This window comes from Caulobacter sp. Root343 (genome assembly GCF_001425745.1).
Lineage (GTDB): Bacteria > Pseudomonadota > Alphaproteobacteria > Caulobacterales > Caulobacteraceae > Caulobacter.
Genome location: NZ_LMDF01000001.1, coordinates 355,257 through 377,004, shown reverse-complemented (window position 1 = coordinate 377,004; position 21,748 = coordinate 355,257). Strand labels below are relative to the sequence as shown.

Sequence of the window (21,748 nt, the reverse complement as noted above, 5' to 3'; positions counted from 1 at the left end):
GCCACCTGTCGATCGACGGCGCCGCCTAAACCCCACGTTGCCGAACTCAAGTCAAAGTTCGCGACTTGGTCATTCATCGCACTTATGGACCTTCACCGTTACTTGGCGCAGAACGGTACGGCCGTCGATGGGCCTAGCGCCGCGTGATGGGGCTGGAGTGGAGTCGGAACGACATGGAGGGAGGCAAACGCCAACCACCTCGGCTGAGCGACATCGCTTCGCGCCTTGGCCTCAGCAAGGCGGCCATCTCGAAGGCGTTGCGAGATTCCCCCGATATTTCGCCATCCACGCGCGAACGCGTGAAGCTGGCGGCCCACGAGATGGGCTATCTGCCCAACTTTCTCGCGCGGTCGCTAACGACGGGATCCAAGGTCTTCGGGGTGGTCATCCCCAAGGTCCAGCACACCTTCTTCGCCGCGGTGCTGGCGGGCATCAACAGCGCGGTGGCCGCGCGCGATTTCGAGATGGTGCTGGGGATCTCCGGAGAAGATCCGGTCGTCGAGCGCCGGCACGTCGAAACCTTCCTGTCCATGCGCGCCGCCGCGCTTCTGATTTCGGTGACGGAGCACACCCGAGCGCTGGACGAGCAGCTCTGTCGGTCGGCGGCCGACAATGGCGTCCCCCTCGTCTTCTTCGACCGCGTGCCGACAAATCCCGGTGGCGTGAAGCGCGTGGTGATGGACGACTTCGGCGGCGCGAAGGCCGCGGTCGCCGCCAGCATCGACCATGGCTATCGACGCGTCGCCCACCTGGCGGGTTCGAGCGTGACCAACATCGGCCGCGATCGGCGCGCCGGTTACGAGGCTGCTCTGCGGGAAGCCGGCATCGCGCCGCGCGGCGAGTGGATCATCGAAAGCCGTTTCGACGAGCAGGCCGGATTCGACGGCTTTCAGAAGCTGTGGGCTCAGTCGGAACGACCTGACGCCCTGTTCTGCGCGTCCTTTCCCGTGGCGTTGGGCGCCATCCATGCCCTGAAGGTCCACGCGCCCGAGCACCTGAGCAAGATCGTCATCATCTTTTTCGGCTTGGGCGATATCGTCCATCTGCTGGACATCCAATACATCTGCGTCGTTCAGCCCGCCGTCGAAATGGGTCGGGCCGCCGCCAACATGGCCTTCACGGCGCTTGCGGACCCTCAACGCGCGACGGAGCAGATCCTGGGTCTTGAGATTGTCTGCGCCGTGAAGCCGCGCACCGCGAGCTAGCGCCCCCCCACCCGCAATCCGCTTTCGCGAAGAATTGACGCAATCGAGTTAACCGGTTAAGCCAAAGTCATCAGGTCATCAGACAATAGTAACGATCGACAGCCTTCGGCGCACGATCGCGGACAGCTTCCGGTTTCCATGCAAGTTGCGATCGCCCCACCTGCCGTCGACGCGTTCCCAGAGGCTCCCGCGCCCGTCGAGGCGGGCGGAAAGCCGGAGCGGTCCAGCCAGACGCTCACGCGGGCCTTGGATATCCTGGACGCCGTACGCGGCGGCCCGATCAGCCTGCCCGACCTCGAGCGCCAGCTAGGGCTGAGCCGCAGCACGGCTCATCGCCTGGCCACGGCCCTGGTCGAGCGCCGTCTTCTGAGCCACGACCCCCGCAAGGGCTATCGGCTTGGGCCGAGGCTCATGGATCTGGGCTTCCTGGCGCACGAGGCGACCGATCTGGCGACCGTGGCGCAGCCGACGCTGGACGCCATCAGTCAGCGCACCGACGACGCCACCAATCTGGCCATCCGCGATGGCGACGACGTGGTCTATATCGCCCGATCGGCGAGCCGCCGGCGTGTCGTGGTTCGCCATCGCATCGGCGATCGAAACCGCATCGCGGACACGGCCCTGGGCCGGGCGTTGCTGCTGGACGCGCCTTCGGACGTGTGGACCGAGTACTTCCCGCTCGAGGAACTGAAGCCCGCGATCGAAGACCGCTTCACCCGACACGTCGATGCGGAGGGTGATCGCATATGCTGCATCGCCTCGCCCATTCGAGGCGCCAGCGGCGCGATCGTCGCCGCCCTGAGCCTCTCCAGCATTCCGCAGTACATGACTTCGGAACGGTTGGAACAAGCCGGCCGATACGTCATCGAAGGCGCCGACGCGATCAGCCGCCAGCTTGGCTGGGGCTGGAAGATCTGACCTGCTCCGGGGCGCCTGTCGGTCGCTCCCGAGCCTTCCGAGATTGGACGCCAAGCCATGTCTCTCCATCGCCGAACGCGTCGTTGGTTCGCCGCCTCGCTGATCGCCGCGCCGATCTTGGCCACCCGCGCCGAGGCCGCGACCCGGCGCACGCGGTTAGTGTCGATCACCGCTTTTGGCGCGAAGGCCGACGGGACCACCCTGAACACTCAGGCGATCCAGTCGGCGATCGATCATCTCGCGGCGCGGGGCGGCGGCACGGTGACGGCGCCCGCCGGCGTCTTCGTCAGCGGCGCGCTGTTCTTCAAGCCCGGGGTCAATCTGCATCTCGCCAGGGGCGCGGTGCTCAAGTGCACGACCGAAATGTCGAACTTTCCCCGACAGCGCACGCGTATCGAGGGGCATTTCGAGGCGAACTTCACGCCGGCCCTGATCAATGTGGACGGTTGTGACGGCTTCTCCCTGACCGGCGAAGGCGTCCTCGACGGCTCCGGTCGTCCGATCTGGGACCTGTTCTGGAAGTTGCAGGCCGCCGCTCCCGACCCGTCCAACTTCCCCAATGTCGGTCTTGATCGCGCCCGGCTGGCGCTGATCCAGAACTCCAAGCGCGTGACCATCGACGGCGTGACGTTCAAGGACTCCCAGTTCTGGAACCTGCATCTCTACAAGTGCCAGGACGTCCTGGTGCGCAACGCCCGCTTCGAGGTGCCCGACGACGTCAAGCAGGCGCCGAGCACGGACGGCGTCGACCTCGACAGCTGCCAGCGCGTCATCATCGACGGTTGCTATTTCTCGGTGACCGACGACTGCATCGCCGCAAAGGGCTCGAAGGGTCCACTGGCGCTCGAGGACAAGGACAGCCCGCCCGTCGAGCATATTCGGGTCCGCAACTGCCACTTCCGCCGGGGTCATCAGGCCTTCTCCTGCGGCAGCGAAGCGACGATCGTGCGCGACGTGGTCATCGAGAACTGCCGGGTCACCGGCCAAATGAGCTTCCTGATGCTGAAGCTGCGTCCCGACACGCCGCAGCTCTACGAGGACATTCAGGTGCGCGGCGTCACGTTCGACAACGCCGCCGGCCGGATCATCTTCATCGCCCCCTGGTCGCAGTACAAGGACCTGAAGGGCCATGCGCCGCCGCGGTCGACCGTACGCAACGTGACGCTGTCGGGATTGAAGGGTCGGTTCGGGTCGTTCGGCTCGATCCGGCCCAATCCCGGGCAGACCACGATCCGCGACATCCGGTTCAAGGACTTCGATCTTCAGCTGTCGCAGAGCGCGCTTGAGGCCACGGGCGTCACGGGACTGACCTTCGACAAGGTCGTGGTCAATGGCCAGCCGGCGGCGCCGGGCGCTTAGCCTTCGGCGCCGGCCGGCCTTCGAGAGACCTGCCTTTAGGCCTGGCCGAACCGCAGCATTGGCTCGCCCAGCAGGCCCGAGGGCAGAGGCGTCAACTCGCTCATGTTCTGGGGCTGGAAGCGGTCGCCATAGGTTTCCCGTAAGGCCGTGTAGTCGGTCGGCGGACGGCCGGCGAGGCTGTTGATCGCGGTGTTGTAGACGCGGATCTCCAAGCGGTTGCGGCCGGGCTTCAGGAAGGACTTCAGGTCCAGCCCGAACGGCGCGCACCAGATCGCGCCGGCGCGCCGGCCGTTGACGAACACCTCGGCCGCGTCGCGGACCGGCGCATCGTACTGAGCATAGTAGCCGGGCCCCTTGCGCTCATTGGCCGAGCCCGGCCCGCCCTGCCCCAGGTCCAGGCGGATCGCCGGCCAGGTCAGGTCCCCCGCCGTCAGGTCCACGTCGCGCGTATAGATCCCCTGGCCGGAATAGTGCCGCAGCGCCGGGTCCTGCGTCCACGAGTCGAAGGCGCCCACCGGAGCCTCCTTGTCGCCGACCTTCAGACGCCAGCCGCCCCTCAGCGGCAGGGTTCGCTTGTTGGCAGCCTTGCGCGGCGCGGCCGCGCTCGGAAGGCCGTGACCGAAGACGAAGACCCGCGACTCGAACGGCGCAAGATGGACCACGTCGTCCGGCCGGAAACCGTCGATCGCACCCTTCACCGGATCCCAGGCCTGCCCGGCTTGATCAGAGGCGGCGAAGATCAACGGCGCGGCGATCGGAGCATTGGTGGTGTTGGCGACAAAATAGAGGTCTCCGCCCGCCAGCCGGCGGTGGACATAGCCGACGCCCTTGGGCGCGCCGGCTAGGTCGGGCGGTAGAAAACCTCCAAGCGTACGGACCAGCCCGACCTCATCGGTGACCGCCGTCCTTTTGACCTTTCCGCCGAACAGCGCCGCCGACAGGTCCGCCACGCGGCGACTCTGGGCTTCGGCGTCCTTCAGCCCCGGGGCTTTCGACGGCGGCGCGCCGACCGAGACGACGAAGCCGCCGCCCGCCGCGAAGGCCTGAATGCGCTCATAGACGTCCGGCGCGATACGTTCGATGTGCGGCAGCAGCAGGACGTTGTAACGGACGCCCCGGCGCAGGATCGCGTCGCCATCGATCAGGTCGAAATTGTAGCCGCCGTCGAGCAGGCCATCGAGAATGGCGGCCGGGAAGGTCTTGCGCAGCTCGTCGTTGATCGAAACGTCCTTGCCAGGCTTGAAGCCCGACATGATGTCCTCCGTCGGCACGTAGAGGGCGACATCGGCGACGTTCTCGCCCTGGCGCAGCAGGTGGCTCAGGCGCTGAAGGTACAGGTTCACGTCCCGCATCACCGGCCACCACGGATTGTGGTCGTTGAACACCGCCGCGGCGTAAAGCGCCCAGCCGGGCTCGGGAACCTTGGGCGGCGAATAGGGCCAGCCGTGAACGACGAACTGGTTGACGCCCTGCAGCATCAACACGTCGGCTTCGGCCTTGATGTCGAGGGGCGTCGCGCGGAAAGCGCCTTTGTGCAACCAGGTGAAGCTCTCCGCCGAGGTCACGGCCTGGCCGTAGAGGTGATTGGCCGAACTGGCCCAGCGGGTCGAGGTCGCCAGACGCCAGTCGGCGCCCTCCCCCTCGGCCAGGTCGACCAGACGGTTGGACGACAGGGTCACGGCCGGAATGCCGTAGGTTTGCGACCGGAACAGGGTGTGGCGAGTCTTGGCCCAGGCGCTCACCTGGGACAGGTAGCGCTCGCCGACCAGCTCCGAGAGGGTCAGACTCCAGTCGTAGCGGACGCCTGGCGAGCGCTCCGTGTCGTGGAACAGGCTCAACAGGTGCGGCGCCAGGTCATAGCCGCGACGGACCTTGAACTCGGCCAGGAGATCGTCGGTCCAATTGGCCCCGTAGACCTCGAGGCTGTCGCTGAAGATCGCATGGGGGCGATCCGCGCCGAACGCCGCCAGCAGCGGCCCGCCCACGGTGTCGAGATGCTTGCGGACGGCCCGCGCGCTCAGGTGGTCGAGCACGAAGCCTTCCGATCCGACCGTCGGACGCTTGACCTGCTGCCGGGTGCGGGTCTGCAGGATCAGGTACAGCGTCCGGTCCGCCGAGGCCTTGGCGAAGGTCGCGCGGCTCCCAGCGATCTCGACGGGCTTGGCGTCGACCGGCGAGGTCCCGACGAAGGCGGCGACGTAGCGCTGGCCTGGTTGCAGCGTCGGCAGCTCGACCGCCTCGGCCCCGGCGGGGGCGGGCAGGTCCTGCTTGATGACACGCGAGGCGGCGTCCTCAGGACCAATGTGCGGCCCGCCGAAGGGCCAGCCGGAGCCCAGGGTCAGGTCGGCCCGCATCTCCTCCTCGCGCCCGGTCCGGGCCGCGACCGAGACCATGTCGAGGAAGTCCTTCGACAGGTACGGCTTGTTGCGGATCCCAAGCTTGGGATCGTCCAGCGACAACGGATAGACCGGCTGGATCTCGAAGCCGCCGAACCCGCCGGCTTTCATCGCCCGGATTTCGCGGACGATCTCGTCGGCCTCGACCGCGCCGCCGAACCACCACCAGCGGGCCATGGGTCGAGCGTCGGCGGGCGGCAGGACGAACCCGGCGGTGAGCTGGGACAGGCCTGACCTGTCCGTCGCCCCGGCGGGCAAGGCAGTCGCCAGGCCCAGCGCACTGGCGCCGAGCAGGACTCCACGGCGTGACGCCCCTGTTGTCCGCATGGTCGCTCGTACTCCAAGGGTCCGGTCTAGGATGAGACCGGACCCTTCTGATCAGCTTAGAACGTGGCGATCAGGCCGACATAGTAGCGGCGGCCCATATAGGTGCTGTCGAAGACATAGGGCGTGCCGCCGCCGATGTTGCGGTACTCCTCCGGCGTAAAGCGCGAGAGGCTGTCGTCGAGCAGGTTCTTGCCCTCGGCGAACAGCTGGATACGCTTGGTCACCTTGTACGAGGCGCGCGCGTCCAGCGACTTGGTGCCGATCTTGAAGATCGGCGTGACCATCTTGTAATAGGACGTAACTGTCCCGCCGCTGATGGTCGGCACGCGGTTGATGCTCGCCGCCTCGGTGCGATCGTAATAGAGGTCGCGGCGCTGATAGGCCACGCGCGCGTTCAGGCGACCGTCGTCGTACCAGAGGTTCAGGTTGTAGGTGAAATCGGACTGCTTGGACGGCGGCAGGGCCTTGCCCGTGATCCGGTCGATCTGGGTATTGGTCTCGTTCGACTTGTTGCGAGCGTAGTTGAAGCCCGCACCGGTGTACTTCAACCGCCAGGGCAGGAAGGTGAAGGCGGTCCGACCGGCCACCTCGAACCCCTTCTGCTTCAGGCCGCTGGGGCCGTCCTTGTAGGTGCTGACGCTATAGAGGTCGCCGTCGATCTCGTAGTCGTTGACGTTCGTGGTGTCCGGATAGCCCGTCTTCACGTCGATCGCGAAGAGACCCACGCTCAGCTGGGTGTCGCGGTTCGGATACCATTCCGCTGACAGGTTCTGGGTCGTGGCGGCATAGCCCTTCAGCTCCGGATTGCCGATTTTGCTCGTGCAGTTATTGACCGCATCGCCGCGGATCAGACTCCCCGAATCTTCATCGTCCACGGTCGGATCATTGAACTGGCTGGGGTATTGGCTGATCAGCTTCTCGACAGCCGCCCGCGTTGCGGCGTCCATCTTGCTGCAGGTCGCCGCCGAGGTGCCGGTCAGTTCCGTCATTTTCGGTCGCGCCCGCTGCTTGGCGATCGAGTAGCGCACCACGAACTGGTCCTCGATCGGCCACAGCGCCAGGTTTAGGCTGGGCAGAAAGTCGGTGGACTTCCGGTTGATGTCTTTCACCTGCCGCGAGACGAAAGTGCTGGTGATCACCTTGTTCGGATCGACGGTCCGGCCGGCGTTGAGGTCCGCCAGGACCGCCGGATCGATCGTCAGGTTGTTGATGACGATCGACGGCTGGGCCGTCACCTCGATCTGCTGGTAGCGAACGCCGAAGTTGCCGATCAGCGGCATCCCGGCCAGACGCGTCTCGAAGTCCATCATGGCGTAGGCCGAGGTGGTCTTCTCGTTGGTCGAGTACGACGGACGCTTGTACGTCTTCCCGTCCGAGGCCAGGCAGCTGTAGAGGCAGTCGGGGTTGTGGCGGCTGAGATCGGCGTACTGCCCCAGTTCCTTGAAGAAGGTCTGGAAGTCGTAGGCCGACCAGGTGTCCAGCAGATTGCCGCGCCCCGGCAGGCCGCCGAAGAACTGCCCGCCCGGAATGTCTTTCAGGCTGTTCTGGATCAGCGATTGGTATTGGCCTTGGGTGAGGGTGTAGGTGCGGTACTGCTGATCCTTGACCGTCGTGCTGGGACGGTTGGCCGTGCCGAACACGCAGGGCGCCGAGGCGGGCGCCGCGGACGGAACGCAGTATTGGACGAGATCCAGCGCCCGCGCGCGATACAGGGTCACGCCTGGCGAGAGGTCGAAACTGTCCTCCCGCCAGGTGTGGTTGTCATGGTCCCGGTGCTGAATCCCGAACTTGACGTCCTGGACGGGACCGAAGTGGTCGAACTCCCGTGTGACATCGACCTGATAGTTCAGCTCCGAGCTCTTGTCCGCGAACGGGGTATATTCCAGCTGCGAGGTGGCGCTCAGGCCGTTGGCGCCCAGGACGGGATAGTAGGCGGCGGCGCTGGTCAGATCGACCGACGAGGGGACCGACATGGTCCACAGGCCGTTCTCCGGCACCATCTTGAACGTCGCCGACGGGATCGGGGCGACAAAGCTGAAGGCCTCGTCCTCGCGCTTGCCCTTGGCTAGACCGTATTGCGCGCGGGCCTTGACGATCCACTTGCCCTTGTTGAAGTCCGCTCCGGCCTGCAGGTAATGCTGCTGGTCGCGGCGCTCGGTATAGCGGTCCTGCGAGGTCCAGTTCAGGGTCGTCGAGCCATTGCCCCGGATCAGGTCGTATTGCGTCACATAGTGGTTCGGATTGACCACCACGTTGCGCATGCTGGTCGCCAGGACGCCAGCCGTGCTGGTCGTCCCCGTGGGACTGGCGACGCTGAGATTGAACGAGTCCGAGTCCTGGAAGTTGAGGTTAGGGTTGTACGAGGCGAAGACGACCAGGTCGTCATTGACTCGGAAGTCAGCCCGGAACTGCGCCGAATAACGCTTGTCGATCCGAACGCCCCGGCTGAAGCGGACTAGCGACGGGACGAGGTCCTCGAACTGCGCGTAGCAATTCAGGCGGGAGTCTGTCTGAGTCCCCGTCGGCGCCGGCAACGTAGCGCAGCCGGCCTTGCTGGTGATGGCCGCCGCGATCGGATCGTACGGGGTGGTGAAGGTCTTCGACGGCGAGTTGTCTTGGTCGCCCAGCGGAATGTAGCCGGCCTGCTTGTCCGAGACCCGCGCGGTGTCGATGATCGTGCGCGCGTCGTCGTAGGTGAAGTTAACGAGGATCCCGAGGCGATCGTCGAAGAACTTGCGTGTGGCGAAGGCGCTGATGCGCGGTGACCACTTCTTTTCCAGCGAGTTGTTTTGATACTGGACGTTCAGCTTGATCATCGGCTTGGAGAAATCCAGACCGCTGCGCTGTTCGATCTTCACCGTGCCGCCGACGCCGCCGGGCGTCATGTCGGCGGTCTGTCCCTTGATCACGTCGACGCTCTTGATCAAGTCCGACGACATGTCGCCGAGACCAGTAACGGCCCGTCCGCCTTGATCGCTTGTTGAAAGCATCGACATGCCGTCGACCTCGACGCGCACCAGATCGGCGCCCTGGCCGCGGATGGAGAAGCCGCCCTGCTGGCCGTCGTCGGCGACATCCAGCGCGACGCCGGCGATACGGGCGACGGCTTCACCGACGTTCTTGTCCGGGAAGTTGCCGATGTCGTCGGCGACGATCGAGTCCTGGTTGGTGGCCGCGCGCTTCTTGCGCTGGATGGCCGACTGCTCGGCCTTGCGCGCGCCGACCACGACGATCTCCTCGACCTGCGCGGTGGCGGTCGGTTCGGCGCTGGCGCTCTGAGCGCGAACGGCGCTCGCGGCCCCCGCGGCCAGTGCGAGGATCGACGCGCCGACCATCAGCCGCACGGCGACCGCATCTGTAGTGTTCGAAATTTTCATGGTTCCCTGCCCCGGTATTTCCAGCCCTAGTCTTTTGTCTTTGCTCAGCCCGCCCTCGATCATTGGAGGATGGGCTCGCGGGCGGCTGATTGTTTTGTCTTAGCCAGCCCGCGTATGTCGTCGTTCTCCTAGGGGTTGGCCGGCGCCCATCGCGCATAAGCGTCCAACGCCTTTTGCGGGCCGGCCGAATACCAGGAGTATCCGTTGCGGCGCCCCTTGGAGATTTCATTCACGTCATCGTGGATGGTCTTGCCCCAGTCGCCAAAGATCGGCTGGCCGGTGCGAATGTCGTAGTTGCGCGACCAGATCGGGCCCGCGCCGGGCGCGTCGACCAGCTTGCGGCCCTCGTCATCGCTGACCTTGGTGAAGGCCTTGCCGTAGACGGCGTGCGCCTTGAGCCAGGCCACGCCGGCATGGACCGCGTCCTTCACCTCGGGCGTCGGCTTCGGCTGGCGCATCAGGAACAGCAGGACGTCGGTGCTCTCGCCACTGGCCAGCGAGCGCATCTCGTAGTCGCGCGCCGAACTCGGCTTCAGCGTCAGCGGATCGACCTGCTGCGGCCAGACGGTCTTCTTGCCGTCGACGACGACCTGGGCGTCGAGGATCGGCCGGATGGCGCGGGCCGACGCCGCGCCGGCCGCCTTGCGCAGGGCCGGCGGCGCGAAGGCGAAGCCTTCCTTGGCCTCGGCGACGTCCTCCAGGATCATCGCCGCCTCGGCCACGGCGTTGTCGTTGAACGTCACCGCGTCGTGGAATCCGCCTTCGATCGGATAGATCTGCGGCCAGCCCCCGTTGGGATACTGAGCCGCCAGCAGATAGTTGACGCCCTTGATGATGCTGGCGCGGTAGGCATCGCCATCCTTGCCCGGCAGTTGCTGCTGCACCTTGGCCAGGAACCGCATCTCGGTGGTCGTCGCGCCGTTGTCGAGCGTGCCCACGAAAGTCCAGAACCGGTCAACCGGCGCATCGAAACTGTCGTCCAGCGCCATGTGCTCGGCGTTGTTGGCGAACCGCTGCCCCTTCAGGCGCGGTGGCTTGGTGCGGTCCTGGTTCTTGCTCCAACCACCGGCCGGGGTCTGGAAGCTGACGATTGTGTCGGCGATGGCGCGCGCCTCGGGGCTCGCGTACCAGGCCGCGTCCTTGTCCAGCGGCATGTGACCGCTGCCCGCCTCGGGCGGTGGCGGCGGCGTCTGGCCTTGTGGGAGTTCGGCCGCCAGGGCCGCGCGATCCCGCTGCATCTGGGCCTGCGAGCGCTTGATGTAATCGGCCCAGGCCGCGCGTTGCGGAACGGGCAGCTCGGAAAGCCGCTCGATCGTCAGCGAGCGGGCGGGCTCGTTCTTTCCGATCACCGAAGCCTGGACGAAACCCGGCGCGGCCAGCGCCAGCGCGATTACGCCCGACAGCGCCGCCTGACGCGCAAGTCGAGCACGGTCGACGATTACATTGGCGACCTCGCCAATTGGATCGTTCTTCTTCGTCACATCCTACCCCATCGATTCTGTTCGCGAATTACGCCCGCAAACACTGGTCGAAGCCGCCGCTGATCGCCTCTACGCGGGAAGCGCCGCGAGGCCTTCACAAGACGCCCAGCCGCGGCCACGCCGTCGCCGACCTAACCATTTGAGGGCACAGAACCGATTTGTCCCGCACAAGTCAACCGGTTAAGGGGCGCCCTTCCGCAAGTTTGGTTTCACCAATTTTTATATATGAACGGACATTGCGCAGTCGCCCGACTGCGACTTCTGATCAAAAATCCATTAATTTACAAAGGAGAACGGAAGGATCCGCTTGAATGACGGACGCCTCCAATCGCGAATTGGTCATGTTGATTTTCTTAGAATGCCGAGGTCGATTTCAATCGCGGGCGTCCTGGCCTGACCAGTCGCGCACCAGGTAGCGCCGAGGCGCCTCCATCCCCATCGAAGCACGCGAACCGTAGGAAGCTTCGGCGAAGCATCCCATCATTTGGGAATGATGCAGTGAATGATAACGCTGTCTCATTCAGTATTCCGCCCGCCGCGGAGCGATTTCCCGAAGCTTTACGTGAACATAGCGAAACGTCGCCCGATTGACGCCGCCGCCGCCTGGACTTCGTTCCAAAAGATGGCACACTGTTCCAGATAATGGACATCGACGCCATAGGGACGTCGCCGCGCCCGGGGGATTCGCCGTGCTTTTTTCCAAGCGTAACCAAGCGCCGCTGCACGCCGGCCTCGCTGTTCTGCTGTGCGCCACGGCGTTGTCGCCGTTCGCGGCCGCCCACGCCGCCGCGCCGCGTCCCACCGTCGCCGTCGCGGCCCAGGTTCCGGACGCCGCCGCCGTGCTGGCGGTCCTGAAGAGAGCGAACAAGGCTCAGATCGACGCCATGCGCGCCGAGCCGATCCCGCTGACCACCGGCGGTGCGGTCCGCGAGATCTCGTCGAACTGGGTCGCGGCCACCTACTACATCGGCGCGGCGCGGCTGGCGCGGGTGACGGGCGACGTCGAGACCCTGAAGTTCCTGACCGAGGCCGCCGAGCACTACAACTACGGCCTGCGCGGCGCGCGCTCGGGCAAGGCGATGCTGAACGCCGACGAGTGGGCGATCGGCGACCTCTACCAGGAGCTCTACGCCCGACGCGGCCAGGAAGGCGTGATCATGCCCCTGCGCCAGCGGCTGGACTGGTCCCTGCCCCACCTTCGTCGCCAGCCGGTTCCCGAGCACCTGGTCTGGTGGTGGAGCGACGCGCTGTTCATGGCCCCGCCCGTCCTGTCGCGCATGGGCGCCATGACCGGCGAGAAGAAGTATTTCGACGCCATGGATACCCAGTGGTGGCGCACCTTCGCGCGGCTCTACGATCCGGATGAGAGCCTCTATTTCCGCGACGAACGCTTCATCGAGCGCCGCGACGAGAACGGCCGCAAGATCTTCTGGTCGCGCGGCAACGGCTGGGTGATGGGCGGCATGGCGCGGCTGCTGGAATCATTGCCGGCCGACTACATCAACCGCCCGCGCTACCTGGCCATCTTCCGCGCCATGTCGGCGCGCGTCGCGGGCCTGCAGCGCACAGACGGGCTGTGGGCCGCCAGCCTGATGCAGCCGGAACGCTTCCCCGAGGCGGAGACCTCCGGCTCGGCCTTCTTCGTCTATGCCCTGGCCTGGGGGATCAACCACGGCGTTCTCGACCGGGCGACCTATCTCCCGGTGGTCGTAAAGGGCTGGAACGCGCTAGAGCGGCAGGTGCTGCCGAACGGCATGATCGGCGCGGTCCAGAAGACCGGCGATCAGCCCGTCACCACCGCGCCGACCGATATCGGCCCCTACGGCACAGGCGCCTTCCTGCTGGCCGGTCTCGAGGTCATGAACCTCGGCAAGCCCGAGACGACCTTGCCGCTGGCTGACCCGAAGTCGGACCCGGCGACACTGGTCTCGGCTAGCACACCGACCCCGGCCCTGCCCAGGACCGTGCGCGGCCCCGAAGAGACCCAGCGCCACGCCACAGAAATGAAGGCCGTCGCCGCCCTCGCCTACGACCCGATGGTCGAGGGACCGGGCCTCGCGCCTGCCCAGGTCCCGCCGGCCGCGCCGGGCCAGCCGACGCCGCCTAAGATGATCTATCGCCTGGCGCCGCCGCCGGCGGGGCAGGAGAAGCCGCGCGCCACGGTCCGCTACGCGCCCGAGCGCTATGACGACATCCTGTGGGAGAACGACCGCACGGCCCACCGCATCTACGGCCCGGCGCTGGAGCAGTACGAGCCGCCCTCGACCTCGGGCATCGACGCCTGGGGCAAGAGCGTCCGCTATCCATTCATGACCCGTCAGCTGCGCACGGGCGACCAGCACGCCTACCATGGCGAGGGCATCGACTACTACAACGTCAAGACCTACCGCGGCGCGGGCGGCCTGGGCGTCTGGGACGGCGGCAAGCTGTGGGTGTCCCGTAACTGGAAGGACTACAAGATCCTGAAGGACGGCCCGGACGTCGCGTCGTTCAAGGTCAGCTATGCGCCCTGGAAGGTCGGCGAAAAGCGGGAAGTCTGGGAGAGCCGCACCTTCACCCTGCCGATGGGCACGAACTTCACCCGCCTGGTCTCGACCTTCGGCTCCAACGCCAAGGGCCCGCTGACCGTAGCGCTCGGGATCAGCAAGAAGCCGACGGCCGCCACGGCGGGCGACCTCAAGGCCGACAAGGCCAAGGGCGTCTTCTCGTTCTGGGATGTCACCGATCCCGACAAGGGCACGATGGGTGTCGCCCTGCTGATCGACCCGCGCCAGATCGTCGACGTCGTCGAGACCGACAGCGATTGGCTGGTGCTGGTCAAGGTCACGCCGGGCAAGCCGTTCGTCTACTATATGGGCGCGGCCTGGGACAAAGGCCTCGACTTCCACAGCCGCGCTGACTGGGAAGCTTACGTCTTCGCGCAGAAGCCCGACTTCAATCCGGGCAAGTAAGCGCTCGAGCGGCCCTGCCTAGCGGGGCCGCTCGAGGGTCACGGCCATCAGGCCGATCACCACCTCGTTGGCCGAGGTTCGCACCGTCAGCGAGCGCAGAGATTTGCTGGGATCCAGCGCCAGCGACAGCACCGTCGCCGCGCCGCCCGGAACCTCGCGGCCCTGGCCCTTGAAGCCTTCGCGGTCCAGCACTCGAACCTCGCCGGTCGCCAAATCCACCCGCGTGGGCGGTGGCGTATCGACCCGGAACTGATAGTCGTCGAGGAAGTAGTCCGTCTCGATCGGCCACCAGGTGTCGGGATTGCGCAATGATAGGCGGGCCATAGAGCCATCCTGATAGGTCACGACCACCTCGCCGTTATCGAAGCGGCTCTGCATCGGGTTGGTCGAGCCGGCCATCAGTAGGTGCACACGGTCGGCCTTGCCGGTCAGCGGCACGACGGCCTGTTTCGGGTAATTGTCCCAAAGCGACGTGAAGACGATGTTCGGAACGTCTGACTCACCGGGGGTGCTGAAGACCACGCCCTCGGGGGTCGTCAAGCGACCGCCCTGCGCGGCCGCGATCCGGCGCAGGCCGCTGTCGTCGATCTTGGCCATCTGATTGACGTTGCCGGCCCAACCGCCCAGTCCCTGGGCCGGAAGTCCGAGCGACGGCCCCCTCGGCCGGGGCGAGCGATACTTTCCCTTGGCGAAGATCGCCGTGACCTTGTCGTTGAAGGCCAAGGTCACGGAATCCATCCGCCCACGCGCGATCGCCGGGACCGGCGCGGAAAGCGCCCTCGACTGTGGCGTCGGTCTGGCGAGTGGGGCCAGCCAAGTCAGCCCATTACGTGAGACCCGCGCGAAGGACGTGGCGGGCGCGGGCGCCTTGAGCGGCAAAACCGCTTCGCCGCGCCAACGCACGACGACCTCGGCCTTGTCGCCAGGGACGGTGATCTCGATGGCCGGACCGCCGATGGCGTCGGGCGCGGACCGCCAGGCCGCCTTGGCGCCGTTGATCTCGACGCTCGCCACCGCCTCGCGCGGCGCCGGCAGGCGCAGGACCACGGTCTTGAAGCGGCGGTCGCCCGGCGTCAGGATCCAACGGTCCTCGTCGCCAGAACGGCGGAAGCTATAGCTGAAGACCGGGTGGGTGATCGCGGCGTGGTCCCAACTCGCTGGAAAACCCGGACGGACCGCCATGACGCCGGCCAGTGCGTCCGGCCGCAGCCCGAACAGGCCTTCGACCATGGTCCGAGCGGTCACGCCGGCGCTATCGGCGAAGTCGCGCTGCGATTCCCGGCGATAGACGTCCGGCCAGGCCAAGGTGCCCATATTGCCGGGTGAGACACCCATGAACATGCTGGCCAGAAACCCGCTCTTGGCCAGCACGAAGGCCTCGTCGTTCCGCCCCGCCTCCCACAGCGCCAAGGCGGCGTGGAGGTTCTCCTGGGTGGCGACGTTGTTGATCGACCACGCATAGGGCAGCCAGTCGGTGGTGGCGTAGAGCCCGTAGCTTGCGTCGCTCGGCACGCCAGGTCCCTTGATGGGGATGCGCGGCAGGCGCTTCAGGGCGTCCGACATCCGCCAAGCGTCCGTGGGCGAAGCGACCTCGGAATCGACAGCGTGATAGTAGGTCCACAGGCCAAAGGCCGTATGCAGGCGCTGCTCGCCCAGCAGGTCGCGATATTCGCCAAAGGCGCCTTCGCCCGGCATCCAGAGCAGGGTCCGCATCGCCTGCAGGATCGCGTCGGCTTCGCGATCGTAGGGCGTCGGATCCTCGCCGATCAGGCGGGCGAGCTTGGCGGCCATGCGGTTGTGATAGGCTTGGTAGGCCGAGGCGTGGGTCGCGCCGCCACCGTCGTAGGAAAGATCGTCGCTGGCCCAGATCGCGGCGTAGGCTTCGTAGAGCGGCAGCCGGCGCGGCCCGTACTCGCGGCGAAACAGGCGGCGTTCCCAGGCGAGGTGACGGGTGATGGTCGGCCAGAGCTCGCGCGCCAGCGCGCGGTCGCCAGTCCACGCCAGGTGCCGGAACAGCGCGTCGATATAGACGGTGTTCATGTCGTAGTGCGAGTTCGACAGGTCGCCGTTCGAGTGCAGCGCCTTCTCGGCCCGCGCCAGGTTGGCGTCCTCGTCGGCGGGCGGGATCGTCGCGGGAATGGGTGAGACGTTCTGGCCCTTGGCCCAGGCGCGGAAATGCTGGTCGGCGCGGTCGGAGCGGCCCAAGGCGTCCAGCCAGTACGGCCCCCGCCAGCCCAAGAGCTTGGTTCGCCAGGCGACCGCGCCGTGCATGACCGCCTGCTGAGGTCCATCCCAAGTGGCTTCGGCCCCGACGTTCAGCGCCTGCATGGCGGCGTTGACATAGGGGTCGGGCGTCTCGATCCGCACCTGGTCGCGCAGGGCCTGGAAATGGCGTCGCGCCTCGTCGAACCGCGCATCGAGTTCAGCCCGAGCGAAGGCGGCTGGCCGTCGCGCGGGCGCGGGCGGCGCGTCGGGCTTGCCGGCGCGGACCGCCTTGTAGTCGGCCAGGTCGTCGGCGACGTTGGGATCCACCCGTTGCAGGGCCACGATCAGAGGCATGTTCGACAACAGGGCCGCGCGGCCGACGGCGACGCTGCCCTGCTCCGCGCCTTGGCTCGCCAGGAGCCGGTTGATGTCGTTCCACGCGCCCGCCTCGCCGCGCGAGAAGCGCGCCGAACCGCTGGTCGAGCCGACGATCACCGCCTGAGGCGCGCTCACCTGGAAGCCGTCATCGCTCAGCGCGACACGGTTACTCGCGGCGAAGGCCGGCTTGAACTGGAACCACTCGGAGATCGGAACCTTCTCGGTGCCGATATCGCCGTCGCGGACGCCGCGCTGGCCGGTGATGCCGCCGAACGCCCAGACCAGCTCAAGATCCGGCGGCAGGTCGACGCCCTCGATCCGCAGGGACAGCCCTTCGGTGACCGCGTAGGCCAGGACCTCAATACGCAGCGTCCCCTGCCCCAGCAGCGGATCGCCGATCTCGTAGATCAGCTCGCCGGGCCGGTAGCGCGTGACGATCCGCTTGGCCTCGTGCAGCCAGCGCGCGCCGTTCGGACCGGCGACGCCGAGCCGCAGATTGCCGCCGCGCCCGGGCAGGTAGAGAACGAATTCAGGCTTGTCGCCGCCGTCGACGCGAAAGGCGGTGTCGCCGCCGTACAGCGGCCGGTTGAAGGTCTCGCCGCCGTTCTCGATGACGAAGTCGCCGGCGTCGGGCCGATAGCGGATCGGCCGATCGATATTGCCCACGAGATTGGGTCTTGACCCACCGACCGCCGATGGCGCGGTCTGGGTCCACGCCAGGCCGGGCGAGAGACCCGCGAGCAGCGCCAGAGCAAGGCCCGCGTGTCGGCGCGATCGCTTCATCACCGTCTCCCGATCAAGCGCCGCGCTTGTCGACCTCCACGGCGTACACGTGGTTTTGGCCGTGCATATTGGACGTGAAGACGATCCACTTCTGGTCGGGCGTGAAGCTCAGATTAGGCTCGAGACGATAGTCGTGGGCCGACATGTCGACCAGCCGCTCGCTGGCCATCTTGTCCACGGTGATCAGGTCGTCGGTGTAGAACTGGGTGGCCGCGTCACGGATGGTTTCCGGGCGGAAAACATACAGCCACTTTCCGTCCGGCGCATGGGCGACCATGTCGGCGTCGCCGCCGTCGCCGGCGAACAGCTTGCCGTCGGCGGCCACATTATAATGCACCGACCATTCGTTCTGCTCGACGCGGCGATAGAGCTTCCTGCCCGTGGCCAGCTCGTGGCCGGCGATCCAGAACACCTGGCCGCGCGGGGTCTGCAGATCGTACCAGATCCACTTGCCGTCGGCCGAGAAGAACTCGTGGCCGGCGATCTCGAAGTTCATGGTCCGGGTGTGGATCTTGGTCAGGCCCGAGCCGTCGGTGCGGATCGTCCAGATGCGGTCGACCCGATGCCAGGGCCCTTCATGGCAGAACATCACCAAGGTCGGGTCGGTGGGCGAGAACTGCGCGTGGCCCAGCCACTTGTCCGAGGCGTGGACGACCTTGCGCTCGCCGGTCTTCAGGTCGAGCGTGAAGATCTCCATCGGTGTCGGCGTCTCGAAGCGCTCGGTCATCCGCACGCCCTTGGCCTTGGCGAAGGACAGCGGCTTGCCGTCCGGTCCGTTGGCGGCGTACTCGGCCTGGCCGAAGCGCTTGCGATCATCTGCGGTATTGGGCTGCAACGGCTTGCCGCCATAGGTTACGACGCCCAGCAGCAGGGATTCGTCGGCGCTGACCGAGGCGATCTGGCCCTGGGCCAGTTGGCCCACGACTTTGGTTTTACCGCTGTCGATATCGAGCGCGTAGATCGTCTTGGGACGGTCGGCCGGCAGGCCCTCGCCCGGCGCGGTCAACGAATAGTATAGCCGGCGCGAACCGCGCGGAAAGAACAGCAGGTCCGCGCCCTTGGTGTTCGGGACCGGGCTTAGCTTGAAGGTCTTCAGGTCGACCAGGGCGATGCCCGAGGGCGTGGTGATCGCCAGCTTGTCGCCCTGCGGCGTGTAGCCATGCTGGTGGAAATAGAGGTTCTTGCTGCCCCCCTCTTCGGAGAGGCGCACGATCCGGTGACCGGTCTTCGGGTCGATCCAGTCCTTCGGCGGCGTGACCGGAACGCCCTGCCGGGCGAAGGCCGGCGTCGCCAGGGCGGCGGCGGTCAGGCCAAGGACGGTTCTGCGAGCGATCACGTCTGTACTCTCCGAAAAAATGTGGGCCTGGCGCGGGGAAGGACCGGCGCCAGGCCCCAGGGGAGGAGCCGATCTTAAAGTGGTCAGTACGTCCAGCGAACGCCCAGCAGGATCTCGCGACCGGTGTGGCGATAGTCGCTGACGCGGTCGGCGGTATCGACATAGGCGTCGGTGAACTTGTCGCCCAGGTTGATGCCTTCCAGGGTGACGACGAGATTGTCCCGCACCTTGTAGCTCGACGAGAAGTCGTAATAGGTGCTGCCGTGCGTGCCGTGCTCGCTGTTGCCGTTCGAGCCGGGGAAGGCCGTCAGGAAGCCCGAGCGACGGGCCAGCGACGTGCGAGCGCTGAACTTGCCGCGCTCGAAATAAAGCGTGGCGTTAGCCGTCGTCTTCGACTGGCCGGTCAGCTTGTTCAGCTTCGGCGCGGCCTTGGTGCCGTAATTCACCTCGGAGTCGACATAGGTGAAGTTGCCGATGAAGCCGAAGCCGCGCAGGTAGTCAGGCAAGAAGTTGAACGGCTGCTGATACTGGAACTCGACGCCCTTCAGCCAGCCGCCTTCGCCATTGTAGGGGTTGGTGACGTCGAAGATGTCGTTGACCGAGACGCCGGCGCTGGTGCTGAGCAGGCTAGCCGGCAGGCCCAGCGAGCTATAGACGGCCCGCGTGGTCTGGCTGGCGATGAAGCTGTCGATCTTCTTGTAGAAGACCGCCACGCCCAGCAGGGACTCCGGGGCGAAGTACCATTCGGCCGCCAGGTCGAAGTTGGTGGCGCGGAACGGCTCGAGATCCGGATTGCCGAAATTGACCGTCCGGGTCGTGGCGCCGACCGAACCGCCGGGCGTTAGGCTGCCCAGGGTGGGACGGGCCATGACCTTGGCGACGCCGCCGCGCAGGATGAAGTTGTCGCGCGGCTCCAGCGTGATGTTCATCGACGGCAGAACGTCGGTGTAGTCGTTCTTGGCGGTCAAATAGACGCCGCTGCCGATGAAGCCCTGCGAGGTGACCTTGGTGTGGGCGATGCGGAACCCGAAGTCGGAGCGCAGCGGCATGCCGCTAAACACGGTGGCGTCCACGACCGCCTGGCCGAAGCCCGACAGGTCTTCTTCTTCCACGTCGCGGGTGTCGCCCTGCTGGACGAGCAGCGGGAAGTTCAGCAGCTTGGTGTAGGCCAGGGCCTTGTCAATGTCGGCCACCACATACTTGCGGTCGCCGCCCGGGAATGGGAAGTCGCGGCCGAACGAGACCACCTTCGAGAAGGCGCCCACGCCGACGATCTGGTTCGCGCCGGTCAGGACTTGGTTGCGGCTCGCGCCGCGATACTTGACCACGTATTGCTGGGCGTCGACGCCACCGCGCAGCTTCAGGTGCTCGTCGACGTCGAACTCGAGGTTGCCACTGGCCGTGCGGGTGATGTTCAGCGAGGTCTGCACCGCCGAGCGCATCTCGGTCAGGGTGTAGAGGCTCGGGTTGGCGACGTCGAAGCCATAGGTGATGATCGGCGTGCGGTCGTTCTGGCGTCCGTCGTAGGTGTAGCCATTCACGTCGTTGCGATCGAGCTGGAACGAAATCTGCTCGGGCATGCGGTAGTCGGAATTGGCCACCCCGATGCGGGCCTGGCCGCGCAGCCGGTCGGTGAACTCGTACTTCCCGGCCAGGGTCACCTGGGTGAAGGTCGTGTGGTCGCGCTGCGTGCCGTTCTCCGAGCGGACGTCGACCTTGTCGAACACGCCGTAGGTGAAGGTGTTGCGGTCGTTCAGGGCGTAGTCGCGAACGATCGTCGAACCGACGCCCGCCGCGTTCGAGCGGCTGAACGAGATGGCTTCGAGGTTCGGGCTCTCGGTGAACTGGTTGAGGTCCGAATAAAGAACGTCCAGCGACAGTTCCGACTTCGAATTCGGGCGCCACTGGGTCGAGAAGGTGATGCCCAGGCGCTCGGAATCGATCTTGGAGGCGGTGTAGCGCGGGATGCGCGGATAGAAGGCGTTCTGCACCTTGGCCAGCTCTTCCGGCGTCGCGCACTTGCTGCAGCTGGCGAAGTTGTCGCTGGCGTCGGCGCCCTGCCAGCGGGTGGTGTTGAAGCCTTCGGCCACCGGCTGACGCTTCGAATAGGCCACGGAGGCCAGCACGCCGAAAGTCTTGTCCGGGTTGGACCAGCTCAGCAGGCCCGCCGCGCGCGGCAGGATGCGGTCAGTGATGCTGTTGAGGCTGCCCTCGGCCGAGGCGGCGGCCTTGAAGCCCGTGTAGTCGAACGGACGGCCGCTCTGCAGGTCGACCGTGGCGCCCAGCGAGCCTTCGGCGACGTCGGCCGACTGGGTCTTGCGCACCGTGATGCTGTTGAAGAGCTCGGAGGCGAAGACGTTGAAGTCGAAGCCGCGGCTGCGGTTGCCGCCGCCCGTGGCGATGGCCTCCACGCCGTTGATGCGCACGCGGGTGAAGTCGGCGTTGAGGCCGCGCACCGAGATCTGGCGACCTTCGCCGCCCACGCGGTCGATGGTCACGCCCGGGAGGCGCTGAATGGCTTCGGCCAGGTTCTGGTCGGGGAAGGCGGCGATGTCCTCGGCCAAGATGGCGTCGATGGCGCCGATGCTGGTCCGCTTGGCGCCCAGCGCCTTGCTCAGGCTGGAGCGATAGCCGGTGACGACGATCTGTTCGACGGCCGAAGCCTCGTCGGCGGTCTGCGTCGGCGCGACGGTCTGGGCCGACGCGGCGCCGGCAAGCATCGACACGGCGAAGGCGCCGCCGAGCAGAGCGCTCGCCATAAGCTGTTGACGCAAGGTGCGCGAAGCCATTTCGTTTCTCCCCAACACCGGTTTGACACCGGTATCATTGACAGTCACATCGTTTCCACAATGTGAGATTACTGCCCATATAGTGCAGTAAACCGGTATAGTTCGCAACCGCCTTATTGGCGTCATGACGCGGCGCGAGCGGCAGGGCGCACCGAAATCGCATTGCCGCCGGCCTATATCCTATTGTTTTTATAGAATTTCTTTCAAATCCACAAAACGTGCGAAAGCGCATGTCGAGCGACG

Annotated in this window: 10 protein-coding genes; 4 read left to right on the top strand and 6 right to left on the bottom strand. The window is 66.1% G+C overall.

Annotated elements, in window-relative coordinates:
- The first annotated feature begins 146 nt into the window (after nt 1–146).
- The 3 genes from ASC70_RS01775 to ASC70_RS01765 all read left to right on the top strand — a co-directional run bounded on the left by ASC70_RS01775 (nt 147) and on the right by ASC70_RS01765 (nt 3,482).
- A complete protein-coding gene (locus tag ASC70_RS01775; protein WP_082539684.1) occupies nt 147–1,205 on the top strand; it encodes a LacI family DNA-binding transcriptional regulator in 1,059 nt (352 codons plus the stop codon).
- 138 nt (nt 1,206–1,343) lie between these two features.
- Nucleotides 1,344–2,123, top strand: a complete 780-nt coding sequence (locus ASC70_RS01770; RefSeq protein WP_082539683.1) for an IclR family transcriptional regulator — start codon at nt 1,344–1,346, stop codon at nt 2,121–2,123.
- A 57-nt stretch (nt 2,124–2,180) separates the two neighbouring features.
- Nucleotides 2,181–3,482, top strand: coding sequence for a glycoside hydrolase family 28 protein (locus ASC70_RS01765; protein WP_056045885.1), 1,302 nt, complete (start codon nt 2,181–2,183; stop codon nt 3,480–3,482).
- Nucleotides 3,483–3,517: 35 nt separating this feature from the next.
- Here the strand turns inward: ASC70_RS01765 and ASC70_RS01760 are convergent, their stop codons facing one another.
- The 3 genes from ASC70_RS01760 to pelA form a co-directional block, all read right to left on the bottom strand.
- On the bottom strand, nt 3,518–6,205 hold the full coding sequence (locus tag ASC70_RS01760) for a glycosyl hydrolase (protein ID WP_082539682.1): 2,688 nt from the start codon (nt 6,203–6,205) through the stop codon (nt 3,518–3,520).
- A 56-nt stretch (nt 6,206–6,261) separates the two neighbouring features.
- Nucleotides 6,262–9,582 (bottom strand): TonB-dependent receptor, encoded by a 3,321-nt coding sequence (locus ASC70_RS01755; protein ID WP_056045878.1) that lies wholly within the window; start codon nt 9,580–9,582, stop codon nt 6,262–6,264.
- A 128-nt stretch (nt 9,583–9,710) separates the two neighbouring features.
- On the bottom strand, nt 9,711–11,063 hold the full coding sequence (gene pelA / locus ASC70_RS01750; RefSeq protein WP_082539681.1) for a pectate lyase: 1,353 nt from the start codon (nt 11,061–11,063) through the stop codon (nt 9,711–9,713).
- 689 nt (nt 11,064–11,752) lie between these two features.
- Here pelA and ASC70_RS01745 point away from each other — a divergent pair.
- Nucleotides 11,753–14,014, top strand: a complete 2,262-nt coding sequence (locus ASC70_RS01745; protein ID WP_056045875.1) for a glycoside hydrolase family 88 protein — start codon at nt 11,753–11,755, stop codon at nt 14,012–14,014.
- Between the two features lie 18 nt (nt 14,015–14,032).
- Here ASC70_RS01745 and ASC70_RS01740 read toward each other — a convergent pair whose 3' ends face one another.
- The 3 genes from ASC70_RS01740 to ASC70_RS01730 all read right to left on the bottom strand — a co-directional run bounded on the left by ASC70_RS01740 (nt 14,033) and on the right by ASC70_RS01730 (nt 21,505).
- The gene (locus tag ASC70_RS01740) at nt 14,033–17,380 is read right to left on the bottom strand and encodes a DUF4450 domain-containing protein (RefSeq protein WP_056045872.1); all 3,348 of its coding nucleotides are present in this window, start codon (nt 17,378–17,380) and stop codon (nt 14,033–14,035) included.
- Nucleotides 17,381–17,393: 13 nt separating this feature from the next.
- Nucleotides 17,394–18,716: an oligogalacturonate lyase family protein gene (locus ASC70_RS01735; RefSeq protein WP_056045868.1), complete on the bottom strand. Its 1,323-nt coding sequence runs from the start codon at nt 18,714–18,716 to the stop codon at nt 17,394–17,396.
- An 83-nt stretch (nt 18,717–18,799) separates the two neighbouring features.
- Nucleotides 18,800–21,505 carry a TonB-dependent receptor gene (locus tag ASC70_RS01730; protein WP_162247170.1) on the bottom strand — a complete coding sequence of 902 codons (2,706 nt, stop codon included), beginning with the start codon at nt 21,503–21,505 and terminating at the stop codon, nt 18,800–18,802.
- Nucleotides 21,506–21,748 lie beyond the last annotated feature (243 nt).

Excerpts from the sequence above, each read along its gene's own strand:
- ASC70_RS01775 (WP_082539684.1), top strand. The coding sequence starts at position 147 with ATGGGGCTGGAGTGGAGTCGGAACGACATGGAGGGAGGCAAACGCCAA.
- ASC70_RS01770 (WP_082539683.1), top strand. The coding sequence starts at position 1,344 with ATGCAAGTTGCGATCGCCCCACCTGCCGTCGACGCGTTCCCAGAGGCT.
- ASC70_RS01765 (WP_056045885.1), top strand. The coding sequence starts at position 2,181 with ATGTCTCTCCATCGCCGAACGCGTCGTTGGTTCGCCGCCTCGCTGATC.
- ASC70_RS01760 (WP_082539682.1), bottom strand. The coding sequence starts at position 6,205 with ATGCGGACAACAGGGGCGTCACGCCGTGGAGTCCTGCTCGGCGCCAGT.
- ASC70_RS01755 (WP_056045878.1), bottom strand. The coding sequence starts at position 9,582 with ATGAAAATTTCGAACACTACAGATGCGGTCGCCGTGCGGCTGATGGTC.
- ASC70_RS01740 (WP_056045872.1), bottom strand. The coding sequence starts at position 17,380 with ATGAAGCGATCGCGCCGACACGCGGGCCTTGCTCTGGCGCTGCTCGCG.
- ASC70_RS01730 (WP_162247170.1), bottom strand. The coding sequence starts at position 21,505 with ATGGCTTCGCGCACCTTGCGTCAACAGCTTATGGCGAGCGCTCTGCTC.